The sequence below is a fragment of the Pseudomonas sp. AB6 genome (genome assembly GCF_034314105.1).
Taxonomy (GTDB): domain Bacteria; phylum Pseudomonadota; class Gammaproteobacteria; order Pseudomonadales; family Pseudomonadaceae; genus Aquipseudomonas.
On sequence record NZ_JAVIWJ010000001.1, the window covers coordinates 262760 to 278745 of the forward strand.

The window sequence follows — 15986 nt, forward strand, 5'->3', positions numbered from 1 at the left end:
CGGTGCTGATAGCCCCGACTCACCCATGTCCCTTTGCGGCCGCTGACAAATCCCACATGGGAAGAAAAACCCCCAATGCGAGAATCAGCACCATTAAGCCCATGGCCACGATCAGAATCGGTTCGATGGCATCGGCGAGTTGCTTGAGGTCGTAATCCACCTCTTGTTCGTAAAAATCTGCGACCTCGACAAACAGATCGTCCAGGGCACCGGCTTCTTCACCGACGCCCATCATTTGCAGCACAAGGGGGGTAAACAGGCCGCTGGTGGTGGCGGTAGTGGTCAATGACTCACCCCGTTCCACGCCTTCGCGCATATCGAGAATGGCCTGACCGATGTAGCGGTTGCTGACCGTCACGCTGTTAATTGATAGGGTTTGCAGCAGTGGCACCCCTGCGCGATACATCATCGCGAACGTGCGGGTGAAACGGCCGAGTGCAATGCGCTCAAAGAGACCGCCGACAATCGGCAGGCTCAGCTTGATCCGATCCCAAAGCAGTGCGCCGGCGTCGGTTTGTGTCCATTTGGAAAAGCTGTAAACGCCGCCGACCACCATCAAACCCATCGCCCACCAGTAATCCTGGAAGAACTGGGACATGCCGATCAGAAACCGGGTGGGTAACGGCAATTGCGCGTGAAACTGCGCAAATATTCGGGAAAAGGCTGGTATCACCACCATGTTGATTACGGTCAGCCCTATGCCCATGGCAATAAGCACAAACATGGGATAGCGCGTGGCTTGCTTGATGCGCTTGCGGGTTTCCCGCTCCAGCTCCAGATAAATCGCCAGTTGGCGAAAGGCCTGGTCCAGTTGGCCGGTGTTCTCGCCGACGCTGATCATGCTCACAATTAGCGTATTGAACACTTTTGGGTGCGAGTTGAACGCCACGGCCAAGCTCATGCCGGCATCTAGGTCGCTGCGTACTTCAGTCAATATTGCGCAAAAATGTTTGTTGTAGTTTGATTCGGCCAACCCGCCAATAGCGCGAATGATCGGGACACCGGCTTTGCTCAAACTGTGCATTTGCCGACAGAAGATAATCAGCTCCAGCAGCTCAACCTTCTTACTGCTAAACCGCTCAGTCAGTTGCTCCAACAGGTCACCGACCGGTTCTACATGCTCAACAATGGTCAGCGGAACAATGCTCTGGGACAACAATTCGCTAGCAAGCGCGTCTGCCGAGTTGCTATCGCGACTGCCGGTCACTTGCGTGCCTCGGGCGTCCCGGCCAGTAAATCGGAAAATGGTCATTGGCCCAGGCCCTCGGCTTGAATGTGGCGCGCCCGGGTGCTACGTCTTAAGCCGCACATTAGACCAACACCTCGTCGGTCCGGGAAATACTGACCTTCAGTACTTCTTCGACGCTGGTTAGCCCCTTCATCGCAAAATCCAGCGCACAGGTAGCCAGCGGTCGATAAAGGGGGCTGGCAAGCGCTGCGTCAGCAAAACCTTGTGGGTCATTGCGGCGCAGAGCGCCAACCATTTCGTCGTTCATTTCCAGCAATTCGTACACGCCCAACCGCCCAAGGTAGCCGGTGCTATGGCAGTTATGGCAACCGACGCCCTGGTAGAAAAGCTGACCGCGCAACGACCCGCCGTAGAGGTTTTCCATCCAGGTAAGCTGATGCGGTTCGGGGACGTGGACCGCGCGGCAACTTTCGCAGACCCGACGAATCAGTCGTTGGGCCAAAACGGCGCTCAAAGCGGTGGCCACCAAGAACGGTTCGACACCCATGTCGATCAAGCGCATGGCGGTCGTCGGGGCGTCGTTGGTGTGCAGGGTCGACAACACCAAGTGACCGGTCATGGCCGCACGCAGCCCGATTTCAGCCGTCTCGTGGTCGCGTATTTCCCCGATCAGCAGTATGTCCGGGTCCTGTCGAAGGGCGGCGCGCAATACACGGGAAAAGGTCAGGTCGATCTTGGTGTTGACCTGTACCTGGTTCACCCGTGCCAGCCGGTATTCAACCGGGTCTTCGACAGTGATGATTTTCTTTTGCGGGCTGTTCAGTTCGCTGAGCCCTGCATACAGCGTGGTGGTCTTGCCCGAACCGGTGGGGCCAGTGACCAGCACCAGGCCGAAAGGGCGTTGCAGCAGTTGACGAAAACGCGCAAGCATCGCGGTTGGCATGCCGCCTTTGTCCAGGTCGGTGATGCCATTTGTCTGATCCAGCAAACGCATGACCACTGATTCGCCGTGTTGCACAGGCATTGTCGACATGCGAATGTCAATGGTGCGCTCCTTGACTCGGATATTGAAGCGGCCATCCTGAGGTATGCGTTTTTCGGAGATGTCTAGGCCTGACATGATTTTCAGGCGCATCACCAACGCAGAAGCCACCCGCGGCTCCTTCAAAATATGTTCGTTGAGCACACCGTCGATGCGTTGACGAATACGCAAAATGCCGTCGCCTGGCTCGATATGAATGTCTGACGCGTTCATCTGCACGGCGTCTTCAAACAGCGTCCGCAGCAGACGAACCACCGGGGCGTCGCTGTTATTGGTGGCCCCCAGCGCAGACAGGTCGAAGTCACTGTCTTTAAGATCGCCTTCCAATTCCCCAGCAATGGTGTCCAATTCGCTGGTGCGCCGGTACAGCGCATCCAGGGCCTTAAGCATTTCGGCTTCGCGTACGACGGCGGGTTGAACCGGAGTACGCAATACACGCTCCATTTCATCGAGCGCAAACAGGTCGAGCGGATCGCTCATGCCGACTACTAGGCCGTCCGCCGCTTTGGACAAAACAATGACGCGGAAGCGCCTTGCCAAGGTTTCCGGCAGCATCTGGACCAGAGCTTTATCGAACTTAAAGTTCTTCAGTTCGATAAACGAAATCTTTAACTGCTCGGACAATGCCGTCAGCAGGCGTTGCTCATCGACGAAACCCAGGTCAATGACCGTGCGCCCAAGTTTGAAGCCCGTGCGCTTTTGCTCCTGCAAGGCACGTTGCAACTGGATGTCGTTGAGCAGGCCGGCGTCGATTAGCAGGTCGCCAAGACGGACCTTGCCCCGACGTATCTCTTCCTTATCCATACAGTCTTACCCACATCAGAGCTAACCACATTGTCACTTACCTCCCAACGCGACGGCGCGCTCGCCAGCGAAACGCCGGGCACCGTCGTCCAGACCTTGTCCGCGCTCGGCGTAGCGGTAGTGTCGCGCCGCTTCGGCAGGTTGCGACAGGCGTTCCAAGGCAATTCCCAGTCCTAGCTGCCATGCGGCTTGAGTAGGTCGCAATTGGGTCAACTGCTCATACAATCCAGCGCTTTTTTGCCACTGCGCAGTTTGTTGATAGCTGGCCGCAAGCAGGGCGTAATAAGTAGGGTCTTGTGCCAGCGTGGGAGGGTTTTGCTCCAACGTGGTCACAGCGTTCCGGGCGTCGCCGGATTGCAGTTGCGAGCGCGCCAACAACAGGCGTAATTCGCTGTCGTTAGGCCATTGCTTGAGTTGTAGCGGCAGCCATGTCAGCAGCAGCGCTTGCTGGCCGTCAGCCAAGTACGCACGAGCCAGACCGTGGATTACATCCAGGTTTTTACCACGAGACAATTGCAGCGCTTTTAGCTCACTGATAGCCCGGGGATAGTCGCCACTTTGGAGGACTTGCAGGGCCACGGTGAGCGCGTCTGGTTGATAGGGCGTTATTTTCATCTGCGGTGGGCCACTGACCAACAACGGTTTTGCTGCTTGAACCACGGTTGCAGTACGAGGCTGTCTTTCCGCGGGCAGAACAGGAGCGTTAGCCCAAGCGGGCAAAGGCGCCTCATCGGTTGCGGTATCAACAGTGGCCGGTTCGTTCGCGGCTGTGTTGTCTGAGCCCATGGGCGTGTCAGCAGCATCTGCGATGGTTGCCTTGGTCGGCATGGGTACCTCGATTCTCAACAGCCAATTGTTGCCGGCTGGCTCCAACCGATCACGCACTTGTAGGTTGTCACCCAGACCGGTCAACACCACTTGCACGTTTTGCCCTTGGGTTTGAACTTTCCACGACAAACTGCGGCCGTCGCGTTGCAATCGGCCTTCGCGCATCGCGACGCCAAGTGATGTATTCAGTTGGGCGCCAGGCAGGTCGAGCGTCACCAAGCCGTTTTCATCGCGGCGCTGATAAGCCGCTGAACGGTCAATCAACAATTTAAGGACTAGACCGTTGCTGTCGTTTTGAGGCAGTACTTCCAAAATCTGCGCGGAAGTTGGTGCTTGAACGGCGGCCAGCGGTACGGCTGCTACAGCAATAGCGGGCGCGCTCTGCGCTGGAGAATGGGACTTGACCAACCGGTCTACCAGTAACCCCAGAGGCAGGCCGACAATAATCACCAGGCCCAAGCCGATAAGGTTTCTCTGAAAGCGTCGAACACGTTCGCGGCGCTCAGCCCCGGCTTCATCCACGGCCAACAGACCGTCCCGCTGCAGCTGCCGGGATGCTCCGGCACGGCGTTCTTCGAGGTCGCGGAGCATGTCATTAACCAAGCTCATATAAGCACCTCGTTAAGTTGCATCAGGCACAACCCGGCGGCGATAAACAGCAAAAGCGTGAGTATGACCACATGCCATTTGGACCAGAATGTATCTTGCTGGACAACCGATCGAGCGCCTTCAGTGTCACGCCACGCGTGTTTAACATGCTTGGCCGTGACCTGTCGGCGGCCTTCTCCATAGGCCACCATCAACGCTTTGTGCGCGAGGATATTGATCAAGCGAGGAATGCCGCCGCTGTCTTTTACCAGGCGGCGAATAGCACCTTGATCAAATAACGAATTGCCCCGGTAACCTGCAACGGTCATGCGCTCGTTCAAGTATTGGGTGGTGTCATGCCTGTCCAGCTTACGCAGGCGATAGGAAAATGTAATGCGCTGGCGCAACTGACGCAGGTCGTTGCGCGCTAAGGTGGTATCCAGTTCGGGCTGGCCGAACAGCACCACTTGAAGCAACTTGGTCCGCTCGGTCTCCAAGTTCGTCAGCAGCCGCAAAGCCTCTAGTGTTACGACGGGCAACCCTTGGGCCTCGTCGATTAACAGTACGGTGCTTTTACCGTTTGTTGCCAGTTCGATCAGGCGCCGATGCAAAGCGTCGAGCACACCTTGGGAGTCAAACTCTTCAACATCTTCAATGTATAACTCACGGGCCAAGGCCTGGCGTAAACCGGTGGGGCTCATGCCTGGATTGGGTAGATACGCCAACTGGTAGCGCTCACTGTCCAGCTGCTTGAGTAGGGCGCGGCAGACCAAGGTTTTGCCTGTCCCTACCTCACCGGTAATTTTGATAAACCCTTCGCCTTCACCAAGCGCCACCTGCAACAAATTCAGGCATGCCTGGTACGGCGCCAGCTTGACTAGAAACTCTGTATTTGGGGTCAGTGCGAACGGTTTCTCGCGCAGGCCAAAGTAGGCTTCATACATGGGGTTACTTTAGATCCTTGAACGTCTCTGCGGTTTTACGCAAGTCGCCCAGCCACACATCGTCGTTAACAACCTGGGGTCTCATGAGAATCACCAGTTCGCTTTTTTGCAGCGAGTTGCGTTGTTGCTTGAACAGATTGCCAATGATTGGCAGCTTGCTAGCCCACGGCACGGCAGTGTTGCTGTCATCGCTTGCGTTTTGCAGCAAGCCACCGATCACCACGACCTGGCCGCTGTGTGCACGCACGATGGAATCAGACTGGCGGGTTGTAGACAGCGCCAGCGGCAGTTGCAAGACGTTATTCACACCCAGCGTAATGGTTTTATTTTGGTCGGTAACCCGGCTGACGGTTGGTCGCACATGCAAGGTCACGGTGTCGTTCTGATCGATTTGTGGTGTCACGTCGAGTGAAATACCGGAAAAGAACGGGGTTAACGTAACGTTCTGCGTGGGTTGGGTAACCCCGGCAACCGTAGTGGTGCCGGAGGTGGACGAAACGTCAGTGACGAAAAATTCATCGGTTCCGACTTTGATCACTGCCTTCTGGTTGTTCAGTGTGGAAATCCGCGGACTAGAAAGCACGCGAACCTCGCCCTGAGTTTCCAGTAGCTGAATCAAACCGGAGAAGTCACCCACATTAATAGTGCTGCTGAACACTCCCCCCACCGCCGTTGGTCCCGTCAGCGGTGCGCCCGCAAGGCTAGCACCCAGATCGCCGCCCAACTTGGCCCAACTGATGCCTGCCTGGAAGTTTTTGGAAAGCTGGACTTCTAGAATCTTGGTTTCCAGAACTACTTGGCGTTGCAAATTACGTTGGGCCTTATCGAGAAACCGTGCGACGTTTTCTTGATCTGCACTTTTGGCGCGCACGACCAGCAAACTCGCTTGTGGGTTGACGATCACGCTGTTGCCCGGCTCGTCACCGACGATCATCTCGACCACCTTGCCAACTTCCTTCCAAAAGTCGGCATCACTGATAGTTGTTACTTGGCTGGCATTAAGGGTGGACTGCGAGTTGCCGTTGTTTTGCCCGTTGCCGTTGCCGTTGTCGCCCCCGTTACCGCCATTGTTGTTGCCGTTATTGTTGTTATTGCCATGGTTGCCATTATTGCTGATCATTTGACCCGCACTGACGCGGGTGTCGGTTTTACCGACGCGCTGCAAGTTTAGGTAGTTGAGGTCGTAGCTTCGGGTGATGACGCTGTTAGGCAGGATCTGATAGCCATAGCTGGTACGGCGGTAATCGTAGCCATAGGTGTCCCGTACTGCACTGAGTACTTCCTCGAGCGTTACGCGATGAAGGCTAAAGGTGATATTGCCTGTTACATCAGGATGCACCACAAGGTTCTGTCCCGCGCCTTGCATTAAGCTCAGAAAAAAATCGCGGGCAGGCATGTCTTTGGCGGATACGTCAAAACGAGCATCACTTTTTGGAAGGGTCTGCACGTTATAGGGCGGCAGCAACGCTGCTTGAACCGAAGGGGGAGGCACTACTCGCGTTTGGGCTTGTTGGATACTTTCATTGAGTAGCTTGTTGCTCTGATCATAGAGCACCTGGTCGCCGCCTTTGAACGTCTGGCATGCGGAAAGCAAAGACACTAAAAAGAGTAGGCCTGGGCCCGACAGAAACTTCATCATGGGCATCATCGGCTCGGTTGTATAACGGGGTTGACCAGTCGCAGATATTCGCGCTTACCGTCACGCTCGATCAGAACTGCTTGAGGATAAATAGCCAGTATCCGTGCGTCGGCGTGTTTGTCGCCGACGTGAAGGGTCTGACCATCTATGACTGCTCGGCTACCATGGGCACCTAGGATAATTTCTTGCAGCACCGGAATGTGGACCTGTTCGCCTGGAAGACTCGGCATAAAGCGCGCCGGCGGCAGAGTCGGGTCAATAGGAACTTCAGTGCTGGCTTGGGCCGCCGCGCTGCATAGCAGTGCACCGACAAAAAAAAGTTTAAACACCGATCCACCCCGCGTACCGACTTAAGGTGTACAGCTCCAGGCTGATTTGAGCGTGGGCAGCACCGCTATCGCCGACGCGATATTCAAGGCTGTCCCAGTTAAGTTTCCATTGGGTGCCCTGGATCGATTGCAGGTAATGCAAGAGGTCGAAATAACCACCCTCCAACTTCAGCTGTACACCATGTCGATACAAGACAACGACGCTAGGGGTTGTTTTAGCGTTAGCTTTAGCAGCCGGGTCGATTGAAGGCAGTTCGACCGCCGCGCTAGAGCTTTCCATGCTCAATAATTGTAGGCCCGGCTGAGCTTTGAGCAAGTCGCGAAGCACTGAACGCATTTTGTCCGGGGAGATCAATTCACTGGTGTTGTGGTCGATCTGCGCCAACAAGTTTGCGCTGTTGGTGGACGCCAACAACAGGGCGCGGTTGTAAGGAATGTTGGGATCAGCCTCAAGTGCAGCGCGCAACTTGCCTAGAGCAGAAACGGCCTCATAAGCACGGGCTTCCGAAGATTGGTAATCAGTTGCCTGTTTGGCCGCGGCTGTAGCTAGAGAGTTACCCAGCACCATGACATACAGCACGGCGCATATCGCCAGCCCTGCGCCATAAGCAAGCCATTGCTCTCGCGGGGAAAGAATATGCCAGCGCGCCAACCATTTCTCAGTGTTCATGGGCGCTCCTTGGGATCGGTAACCCGTGAGGACAGGTCGAAATGGAACAATTTATCGACACCGCGTTGCACGTCGAAACGCGCAAACTCTCGCCCTTTAAAGGCTGCATTCTCGCCCAGTAGTCCCAGGTACTCTGGCAACGTCTGTTGGTTTTGGCTAAAACCCTGCAACCGCATTTGCGTACCACCGTCGCGCAACGAAATTACGTTAAGCCACAGACCGGTCGGTGGATGCTGTGCCGCCAGCGCCGAAAGTGGTGCAACGAAACCTACGCGTTGTTGGCTCGCCACGACCTTCAAGTAGTTGATCAGGCGTTCCAATGCGCGGTTTTGCTCATCCAGATCGGCGAGCCGTAAAGGCAGTTGAGGGTCCAGAACCGGTTGGACGAAAGAAGCCTTGGCCTCTTCGAGCTGGCGTACCTGCTCCCGCTCTTGAGTTTGGGCGTTGGCCAACCGTGTTGCGCCCACATGCAAATTCCAACCTGCCCAAGCGACGTGGCCTACGCAAAGCACCCCGACCATTGCCAGTCCACCGAGAAACTCAAGCTTCTGAGGCCGGCGAGCGGATTTTTTCTCCGCTTTATAAAGATTCAGGTTCTGCATCATAGGGCCACTCGGCGCAATGCAGCACCGACCGCGGTCATGCAAGAAGCTTGGGTCTCTTCATCCAGATCGGCAGCCGCCTGACCCGGAAATAACTCCCGCAAGTCTAATGCCGCTACATTAACCGTCAGTCGTTCGTCCAGAGCTAGTAGGGCTTCTGCGCCATCGCGCTTCATTGGCAATAGCATCAGGCGATTGATCTGCCCTTTGCCAAGTTGGCTTTCGAAATAATCGAGTGTGCGCTGGATTTCCAGCATGGCTGCAGAGATGTTCGAACCCGCCAAATCCAGGCCGTGCTCGATAACACGTGCCATATACAGCTCGGGCCCGTGCTGCACGCAAATCAGGCCACCGCTGGAACGTAATCGCAGCACTGCAATATTCAGGTCATCGGCGCCCGCTAACAATCCAATATTGCGAAAGGCCATTTCAGTTACATCAACGCTGACAAGGTTCAAGTTCGCTTGTTTGATCAGGTCGCACCACTCCTGCAGCCGGGCCTTGTTCAGCACGGCGCAGTACGCCATGTGCGAGCGGCCACGGTAGGCGTCAGTAGGCAAGGCAAAGGCGTCCACGACGACGTCTTCAAGAGGCTCTTTGATGAGGTCCTTGATGCGCCAACGCATGGCATTACCCAAATCTTCGGCAGGAACGTCGGGGCTTTCTAGTAGCAGCATCTGATATGCCGCAGGATGCAACACCAGATTTACGGGTAAACCAGCCAGACCTAGTTCATTGACAAGATTTTTTAATACAGCAGCGTGCCGTTCCGGAGAAGACTCGCGGAACTGACAATCGAGCAAAAGTGGAGGTTCGTTTGGACGTTGTAAAACATTAGCTAAAGCAATGCCGGCGGGGCTGAATTCAACGCCCAGGTGTCCGCTTGCAGTGGTTTTAATACGAGTAAACCACATGACTTCTCATCTCTTTACCTGGCGAGGTGCGCCAGTACCACATCGATACGCAGAAGGGCGATGTCAAAACAATAGCACGTATCGTAGGACAACTTGTTTTCTTCGATATACGGTCAGAATTCTGACGCTCTCAATGATGGCCAAAAGACATATGTTGTCATTTGGCTGGAACAGCGAACGGTAGAAAAATAACCCTGAGAGCGCTCATGATCTGAAGTGTCATAAGCTAACTCTTTGTATTATCTGTGATATCTGTCTATTTAAAATTTATTGAAAAATTAATCAAAATCGAAAAATAGTGACTCATTGATTTTTTATCACTTCATTCGACTATGGTCTACTTATGCAATTATTTAAAATACAGGTGTGTATTTTTAGCCGATTTCTACGAAGTTTCAGAGTAATGAGGCAGGGAAGTGAATCAATGACCCGAACATAGATGCCGGATATAGAAGATGCAGGTGCTGAAAACCTGACGAATCTAACAGGTATTTGAAAGCCCCACTAAAGGATGTCAGATAGCCGGTCGAGAATTTTATCGCCAGTTTCTTTCGGGTGCCAGCTGCTAGAAGGAGCAGTGCTCTGAGAATTGTCTGCTCTGTTATGGCCGCGCGCGGGAGGGGTTCTAGTTTAAGGAGATATGCGGCCGTTTGACTTGGAAATGACGTCTGGCCGTTTCGTAAAACTGTCTTAACTATTAGGAGGGCAGTTCAACATCAAACGCTAAAAGCTCAGTTTTTGTCGAAAGCGCGTAAAAAATATTTCACGGATTTACCCTCATTTTCGGTATCGAAACGTCTGCCTCAATAGCGCAGACGTTTCTGGTTTAACCGCGCAGTGAACGCAGTCCTTGGGCATGTTGCAGGATTTGGCAAACATACCTGCGAGTACACTCTTGGTTCTTGTGAAAGACAGAGGATATGAACCTAAGCCTCCCAGCCCGCCCCGCTGACCGCCACTTGCGCCAGTGGGTGCAAGTCAGTTCCCTGATGCTCCGTCTGCCAAGCTAGCAACTCCATGCGCATGCCCGGCGTCCAGAACATTTTCAGATGATTACGCACGCTGAGTACGGCCTGTTCCTGGTCAGGTTCGCCGGCGAAGTGCTGAGCGATTTGATTAACCATTTTGATCAGGTTGGCAGTACTCATCGGCTTACTCCGGGCGTTGTGGCGCTGGTGCGTGCCTGGCGGCGTTCATCGAGCAGGCTTTGTTGTTTGTCACTGAACTCCTGATAGCGCTTTTGCCACTCGGAAGGATGGTAGACGCGGCTGACTTCCACTGCAGTGACCTTGTACTCTGGGCAGTTGGTGGCCCAGTCGGAGTTGTCGGTGGTGATGACGTTGGCCCCCGATTCAGGGAAGTGGAACGTCGTGTACACCACGCCCGGGGCGACCCGTTCGGTGACCCGTGCACGCAGTACGGTTTGCCCGGCGCGGCTGCCGATGCCGACCCAGTCCCCTTCGTTGATACCACGGCTCTCAGCGTCGGATGGGTGGATTTCCAGCCGGTCTTCGGCGTGCCAGGCGACGTTGTCGGTTCGCCTGGTCTGGGCGCCGACGTTGTACTGGCTAAGGATGCGCCCGGTGGTCAGCAGAAGGGGATAGCGATTGTTGACCTTTTCCTCGGTGGGCACGTAGCCGGTAAGCATGAACCGTCCTTTGCCGCGCACGAACTCGTCGATGTGCATGGTAGGAGTGCCATCGGGTGCCGCCGCGTTGCACGGCCATTGCAGGCTGCCGTGGCGTTCCAGTTGGGCGTAGCTGACGTTAGTGAAGCTCGGCGTCAGGCTGGCGATTTCATCCATGATCTCTGAAGGATGCTGATAGCTCATGGGATAACCGAGCGCATTGGCCAGGGCCACCGTGCCTTCCCAGTCGGCCTTGCCACCCAGAGGCTCCATCACCTTGCGTACTCGGGAGATGCGCCGCTCGGCGTTGGTGAAGGTGCCGTCTTTTTCCAGGAACGAACTGCCCGGCAGAAACACGTGGGCGAACTTGGCGGTTTCGTTGAGGAAAATGTCCTGCACCACCACGCATTCCATGGCAGACAAAGCCGCCGTCACGTGCTGGGTATTGGGGTCGCTCTGTGCGATATCTTCGCCCTGGCAATACAAGCCCTTAAAGCTGCCACCCAAGGCCGCCTCGAACATGTTGGGAATACGCAGACCGGGATCGGGTTGCAGGGTGACGTTCCAGGCCTGTTCGAACTGCGCGCGTACTACCTCGTTGGAAATGTGCCGGTAGCCGGGCAGCTCGTGGGGGAAGGAACCCATGTCGCAGGCGCCCTGAACATTGTTCTGCCCACGTAGCGGGTTCACGCCCACGCCTTCACGGCCGATGTTGCCGGTGACCATCGCCAGATTGGCAATGCCCATGACTGCGGTGCTGCCTTGGCTGTGCTCGGTAATCCCCAAGCCGTAGTAGATCGCCGCGTTACCAGCGCTGGCATACAGACGGGCAGCGGCACGGATGTCGGCAGCCGCTACGCCGCAGACGGCGCCGAGGATTTCCGGCGAGTTTTCCGCACGGCTGACAAATTCGCTCCAACGGGCGAAATCGCTGCCCTCGCAACGGGTTTCGATAAAGTCTTGGTTGAGCAGGCCTTCGGTGACGATGACGTGGGCCAGTGCGTTGAGCATGGCCACGTTGGTGCCAGGGCGCAGCGCCAAGTGCAATTCGGCGCGGGCATGTACCGAGTCCACTAGATCAATGCGTCGTGGGTCAATAACAATCAACCGCGCGCCTTCACGTAGGCGGCGTTTGAGCTGTGAGGCAAATACCGGGTGGGCGTCGCTGGGGTTAGCACCCATCACCAGGATCACGTCGGCCTGCATCACCGAGTCGAAACTCTGGGTGCCGGCGGACTCGCCAAGGGTTTGTTTCAGGCCATAGCCGGTGGGCGAGTGGCAGACCCGCGCACAGGTGTCGACATTGTTGTTACCGAAGGCAGCGCGCACCAGTTTTTGCACCAAGTAGGTTTCTTCGTTGGTGCAGCGGCTTGAGGTGATGCCACCGATGGAGTCGCGACCATATGTTTGCTGCAGTCGGCGAAATTCGCTGGCGGCGTAGGTCACCGCTTCATCCCAGCTAACCTCTTGCCAAGGGTCGTTGATGTGCTTGCGAATCATCGGCTTGGTAATGCGATCCGGGTGGGTGGCGTAGCCCCAGGCAAAGCGCCCTTTGACACAAGAGTGGCCGTGGTTTGCGTGGCCGTTCTTGTCTGGAACCATGCGTACCAATTTGTCGCCTTTCATCTCGGCGCGGAACGAGCAGCCTACGCCGCAATAGGCACAGGTGGTGATCACGCTGCGTTCGGGCTGACCCAATTCGACGACGCTTTTTTCTATCAGGGTCGCGGTGGGGCAGGCTTGCACGCAAGCGCCGCAGGATACGCATTCCGAGTCGAGGAAGTTCTCGCCGCCAGCAGCCGCGATCCGCGATTCAAAACCGCGCCCAGTAATAGTCAGGGCAAAAGTGCCTTGGGTTTCTTCGCAAGCGCGCACGCAGCGGTTGCAGACAATGCACTTGCTGGGGTCATAGTCGAAGTACGGGTTAGAAGTGTCCTTCTGGTCCTCTAGATGGTTGTCGCCTTCATAGCCGTAGCGCACTTCCCTTAGGCCAACCTGCCCGGCTACGGTTTGCAACTCACAGTTGCCGTTGGCCGAGCAGGTCAGGCAGTCCAGAGGGTGATCGGAGATGTACAACTCCATGACGTTGCGACGTAGGGTCGCAAGCTTCGGCGTCTGAGTATGAACGCTCATGCCTTCGCTGACCGGCGTGGTGCAGGACGCCGGGTAGCCGCGCATGCCGTCGATCTCTACCAGACACATACGGCACGAGCCGAACGCTTCCAGGCTGTCGGTGGCACATAGTTTGGGAATGGTGGTGCCCATCAGTGCAGCAGCGCGCATCACCGAAGTCCCCTCCGGCACGCTGATACTGCGGCCGTCGATGTTCAGGGTGATCTGGACCTGGCTTTGGCGGGCAGGGGTGCCTAGGTCGATATCTGTTTTCGGGTCGAAGAGGGTAATCATTGGTCGGCCTCCGAGGGCTGCAGACCGAAGTCGGCGGGGAAGTACTTGAGGGCGCTGACCACCGGATAGGAAGTCATGCCGCCTAACGCGCACAGCGAACCGTATTGCATGGTGTCGCAGAGGTCCTTGAGGATGATCGCCTGCTGATCTCGACCACTCTGGTCCGGCGCGGCCAGCAGGCGGTCGATCACCTCCATCCCCCGGGTCGAACCGATGCGGCAAGGGGTGCATTTGCCGCAGGATTCCTCGGCACAAAACTGCATGGCGAAGCGCGCCATGTGAGCCATGTCCAGGGTGTCATCAGCCACAACCACACCGCCGTGACCGAGCATCGCGCCCATGGCGGTAAACGCTTCGTAATCCAGCGCAGTGTCGAATTGCGCGGGGGGCACCCAAGCGCCGAGAGGGCCGCCAACTTGCGCGGCCTTCAGTGGTCGGCCACTGGCGGTACCGCCGCCGTAGCCTTCCACCAGTTCGCGCAAGGTCAGGCCAAAGGCCCGCTCCACCAAGCCGCCGCGACGAATATTGCCCGCCAGTTGGAAAGGCATGGTGCCCAACGAACGGCCCATTCCGTAATCGCGATAGAACTGCGCGCCCTTGGCCAGAATGAGCGGCACCGACGCCAGGGTCACCACGTTATGCACCAGAGTGGGCAGGCCGAACAGACCTTTCAGGGCAGGGATGGGCGGCTTGGCGCGGACGATCCCGCGCTTGCCTTCGAGTGAATCCAGCAGCGCGGTTTCCTCACCGCAAATGTAAGCGCCCGCACCGACCCGCACTTCCATATCGAAGGCCTGGCCGCTGCCGCCGACGTTGGCCCCGAGGTAACCGGCTGAGCGGGCGATATCCAGCGCCTGGCGCATTGTTGCCACGGCCTGTGGATATTCCGAGCGAACATAAATGTAGCCGTAGTTGGCACCGACGCTGATACCGGCGATCGCCATGCCTTCTATTAGCAGGAAGGGATCGCCTTCCATCAACATGCGATCGGCGAACGTGCCCGAGTCGCCTTCGTCGGCGTTGCACACAATGTACTTCTGCGCTGACTGGGTGCCGCGCACCGTGCGCCATTTGATCCCCGCCGGAAAAGCTGCGCCGCCCCGGCCACGCAGACCTGAATCGAACACGGCGGTCGAGGTCTGCTCGCCACCCAACGCGATGGCCTGGATCAAACCCTCAAAGCCGCCATGCGCCCGGTAGTCCTCCAAGGACAGCGGCCGAGTAATGCCGGCACGAGCGAACAGCAGGCGCTGTTGAGACTTGAGATAAGGCAGCTCTTCCACCAAACCCAAGGCCAGTGGATGGGCGGACGGCTCGCCTTGCAGCGCATCGAGCACCGACGGCACATCGGCAGCGGTCAGCGGGCCGAAGCCGATACGGCCGTGTGGGCTGTCTACCTCGAGCAGCGGTTCGAGCCAATATAGGCCGCGAGAACTGGTGCGTTGCAGGTCCAGCGGCAAGTTGCGTTTCAGCGCCTGAGCGGCAAGGGCCACAGCGACCTCGTCGGCACCCACGGCACGTGCGAGAGAATCGCAGGGCAGATAGAGGCTCGGCATCATGCGTCCTCCTGGCAAGCGTCGAGCAGGGCATTTAGGCGCTCGGCGTCGATCCTCGCATGCACCTGGCCATCCAGCTCCAGGGCTGGCGAGCAGGCGCAGGCTCCGAGGCAATACACGGGACGCAGGCTGATATTGCCGTCGGCGCTGCTGCCGTGGTCGTCCAATTGAAGGCGTTCGCGCAACTGCGCGGCAAGCTGTTCGGCGCCGCGGCTTTTGCACGACTCGGCTCGACACAGACGCAGAATATGCCGGGCCGGGGGCGCAGTACGGAAGTCATGGTAGAAGCTGATCACCCCGCGAATCTCGGCGTGGCTCTGATTGAGGGCGTGGGCGATTTCGGGGACGGCGGCATCAGGGATGAAGCCAAAGCCCGCTTGAATCTCATGAAGGATCGGCAACAGTGCGCCGGGTGAGCCCTTGTGGCTCTCCAACACGCTATTGATCATAGGCAGGTGCAACATATCATCGGGCATACAGCAATTCCTCACGGCCACGAGCGAACCAAGTGGTTGTCGATTGTCCGAAAGTGTCGGCTGCGGCACTCACACCACGTTACGGAAGCGTGGCATTTCAGGCCGCTGGCCAGGCACCCTTAGGGGCATCTTGTTGTTCCTAAGCGCGGTCTCCGCCGCACCCGTTGCAGGGATTAAAATCAGCTTGCCACGTCGGATGCGATTCTTCTACACCAAAGCGACGTGCTCGGTTCTTTTTGCGACCACTAGGTCAGCTTAGAGGCGTGCGAAGAAAGCGTAGTAAAACCCGATTTTCTGTGGCGGTGTGTCTGGTATACCGCGCCGTTGCCTTCGTGAGCAGGTTCCCACAGGTTGTTCCCCAAACGTGGCGTC

Annotated in this window: 13 protein-coding genes; all 13 read right to left on the reverse strand. The window is 56.8% G+C overall.

The features are described from left to right. Nucleotides 1-19 precede the first annotated feature (19 nt). A complete protein-coding gene (locus RGW60_RS01310; RefSeq protein WP_322201417.1) occupies nt 20-1252 on the reverse strand; it encodes a type II secretion system F family protein in 1233 nt (410 codons plus the stop codon). A 58-nt stretch (nt 1253-1310) separates the two neighbouring features. Beyond that, the gene (locus RGW60_RS01315) at nt 1311-3035 is read right to left on the reverse strand and encodes a GspE/PulE family protein (protein WP_322201419.1); all 1725 of its coding nucleotides are present in this window, start codon (nt 3033-3035) and stop codon (nt 1311-1313) included. Nucleotides 3036-3068: 33 nt separating this feature from the next. Further along, nucleotides 3069-4472 (reverse strand): tetratricopeptide repeat protein, encoded by a 1404-nt coding sequence (locus RGW60_RS01320; RefSeq protein ID WP_322201421.1) that lies wholly within the window; start codon nt 4470-4472, stop codon nt 3069-3071. Beyond that, nucleotides 4469-5395 carry an ExeA family protein gene (locus RGW60_RS01325; protein ID WP_322201423.1) on the reverse strand — a complete coding sequence of 309 codons (927 nt, stop codon included), beginning with the start codon at nt 5393-5395 and terminating at the stop codon, nt 4469-4471. Before RGW60_RS01325 ends, RGW60_RS01320 begins: the two co-directional genes overlap by 4 nt. 4 nt (nt 5396-5399) lie before the next feature. Further along, entirely contained in the window at nt 5400-7031 is a 1632-nt protein-coding gene (locus RGW60_RS01330; RefSeq protein WP_322201425.1) for a secretin N-terminal domain-containing protein, read from the reverse strand. Nucleotides 7032-7039: 8 nt separating this feature from the next. Beyond that, nucleotides 7040-7363, reverse strand: a complete 324-nt coding sequence (locus tag RGW60_RS01335) for a Type II secretory pathway component (protein ID WP_322201427.1) — start codon at nt 7361-7363, stop codon at nt 7040-7042. Continuing rightward, the gene (locus RGW60_RS01340) at nt 7356-8033 is read right to left on the reverse strand and encodes a type II secretion system protein GspM (protein WP_322201428.1); all 678 of its coding nucleotides are present in this window, start codon (nt 8031-8033) and stop codon (nt 7356-7358) included. Before RGW60_RS01340 ends, RGW60_RS01335 begins: the two co-directional genes overlap by 8 nt. Further along, complete coding sequence (locus tag RGW60_RS01345) at nt 8030-8638, reverse strand: PilN domain-containing protein (protein ID WP_322201430.1); 609 nt, start codon at nt 8636-8638, stop codon at nt 8030-8032. Before RGW60_RS01345 ends, RGW60_RS01340 begins: the two co-directional genes overlap by 4 nt. Then, entirely contained in the window at nt 8635-9549 is a 915-nt protein-coding gene (locus tag RGW60_RS01350; protein WP_322201432.1) for an MSHA biogenesis protein MshI, read from the reverse strand. The genes RGW60_RS01345 and RGW60_RS01350 overlap by 4 nt, the downstream gene beginning before the upstream one ends. Nucleotides 9550-10475: 926 nt before the next feature. Further along, a complete protein-coding gene (locus tag RGW60_RS01355) occupies nt 10476-10697 on the reverse strand; it encodes a formate dehydrogenase subunit delta (protein ID WP_322201434.1) in 222 nt (73 codons plus the stop codon). Continuing rightward, nucleotides 10694-13582, reverse strand: a complete 2889-nt coding sequence (gene fdhF, locus RGW60_RS01360) for a formate dehydrogenase subunit alpha (protein ID WP_322201436.1) — start codon at nt 13580-13582, stop codon at nt 10694-10696. The genes RGW60_RS01355 and fdhF overlap by 4 nt, the downstream gene beginning before the upstream one ends. After that, on the reverse strand, nt 13579-15141 hold the full coding sequence (locus RGW60_RS01365; RefSeq protein WP_322201438.1) for a formate dehydrogenase beta subunit: 1563 nt from the start codon (nt 15139-15141) through the stop codon (nt 13579-13581). The genes fdhF and RGW60_RS01365 overlap by 4 nt, the downstream gene beginning before the upstream one ends. Then, the gene (locus RGW60_RS01370) at nt 15138-15614 is read right to left on the reverse strand and encodes a formate dehydrogenase subunit gamma (RefSeq protein ID WP_322167946.1); all 477 of its coding nucleotides are present in this window, start codon (nt 15612-15614) and stop codon (nt 15138-15140) included. The genes RGW60_RS01365 and RGW60_RS01370 overlap by 4 nt, the downstream gene beginning before the upstream one ends. Nucleotides 15615-15986 lie beyond the last annotated feature (372 nt).

What these genes read in the sequence shown, in the direction of transcription:
- RGW60_RS01310 (WP_322201417.1), bottom strand. Translation starts at nt 1,252, where the DNA reads ATGACCATTTTCCGATTTACTGGCCGGGACGCCCGAGGCACGCAAGTG.
- RGW60_RS01315 (WP_322201419.1), bottom strand. Translation starts at nt 3,035, where the DNA reads ATGGATAAGGAAGAGATACGTCGGGGCAAGGTCCGTCTTGGCGACCTG.
- RGW60_RS01320 (WP_322201421.1), bottom strand. Translation starts at nt 4,472, where the DNA reads ATGAGCTTGGTTAATGACATGCTCCGCGACCTCGAAGAACGCCGTGCC.
- RGW60_RS01325 (WP_322201423.1), bottom strand. Translation starts at nt 5,395, where the DNA reads ATGTATGAAGCCTACTTTGGCCTGCGCGAGAAACCGTTCGCACTGACC.
- RGW60_RS01330 (WP_322201425.1), bottom strand. Translation starts at nt 7,031, where the DNA reads ATGAAGTTTCTGTCGGGCCCAGGCCTACTCTTTTTAGTGTCTTTGCTT.
- RGW60_RS01340 (WP_322201428.1), bottom strand. Translation starts at nt 8,033, where the DNA reads ATGAACACTGAGAAATGGTTGGCGCGCTGGCATATTCTTTCCCCGCGA.
- RGW60_RS01345 (WP_322201430.1), bottom strand. Translation starts at nt 8,638, where the DNA reads ATGATGCAGAACCTGAATCTTTATAAAGCGGAGAAAAAATCCGCTCGC.
- RGW60_RS01350 (WP_322201432.1), bottom strand. Translation starts at nt 9,549, where the DNA reads ATGTGGTTTACTCGTATTAAAACCACTGCAAGCGGACACCTGGGCGTT.
- RGW60_RS01355 (WP_322201434.1), bottom strand. Translation starts at nt 10,697, where the DNA reads ATGAGTACTGCCAACCTGATCAAAATGGTTAATCAAATCGCTCAGCAC.
- fdhF (WP_322201436.1), bottom strand. Translation starts at nt 13,582, where the DNA reads ATGATTACCCTCTTCGACCCGAAAACAGATATCGACCTAGGCACCCCT.
- RGW60_RS01365 (WP_322201438.1), bottom strand. Translation starts at nt 15,141, where the DNA reads ATGATGCCGAGCCTCTATCTGCCCTGCGATTCTCTCGCACGTGCCGTG.
- RGW60_RS01370 (WP_322167946.1), bottom strand. Translation starts at nt 15,614, where the DNA reads ATGCCCGATGATATGTTGCACCTGCCTATGATCAATAGCGTGTTGGAG.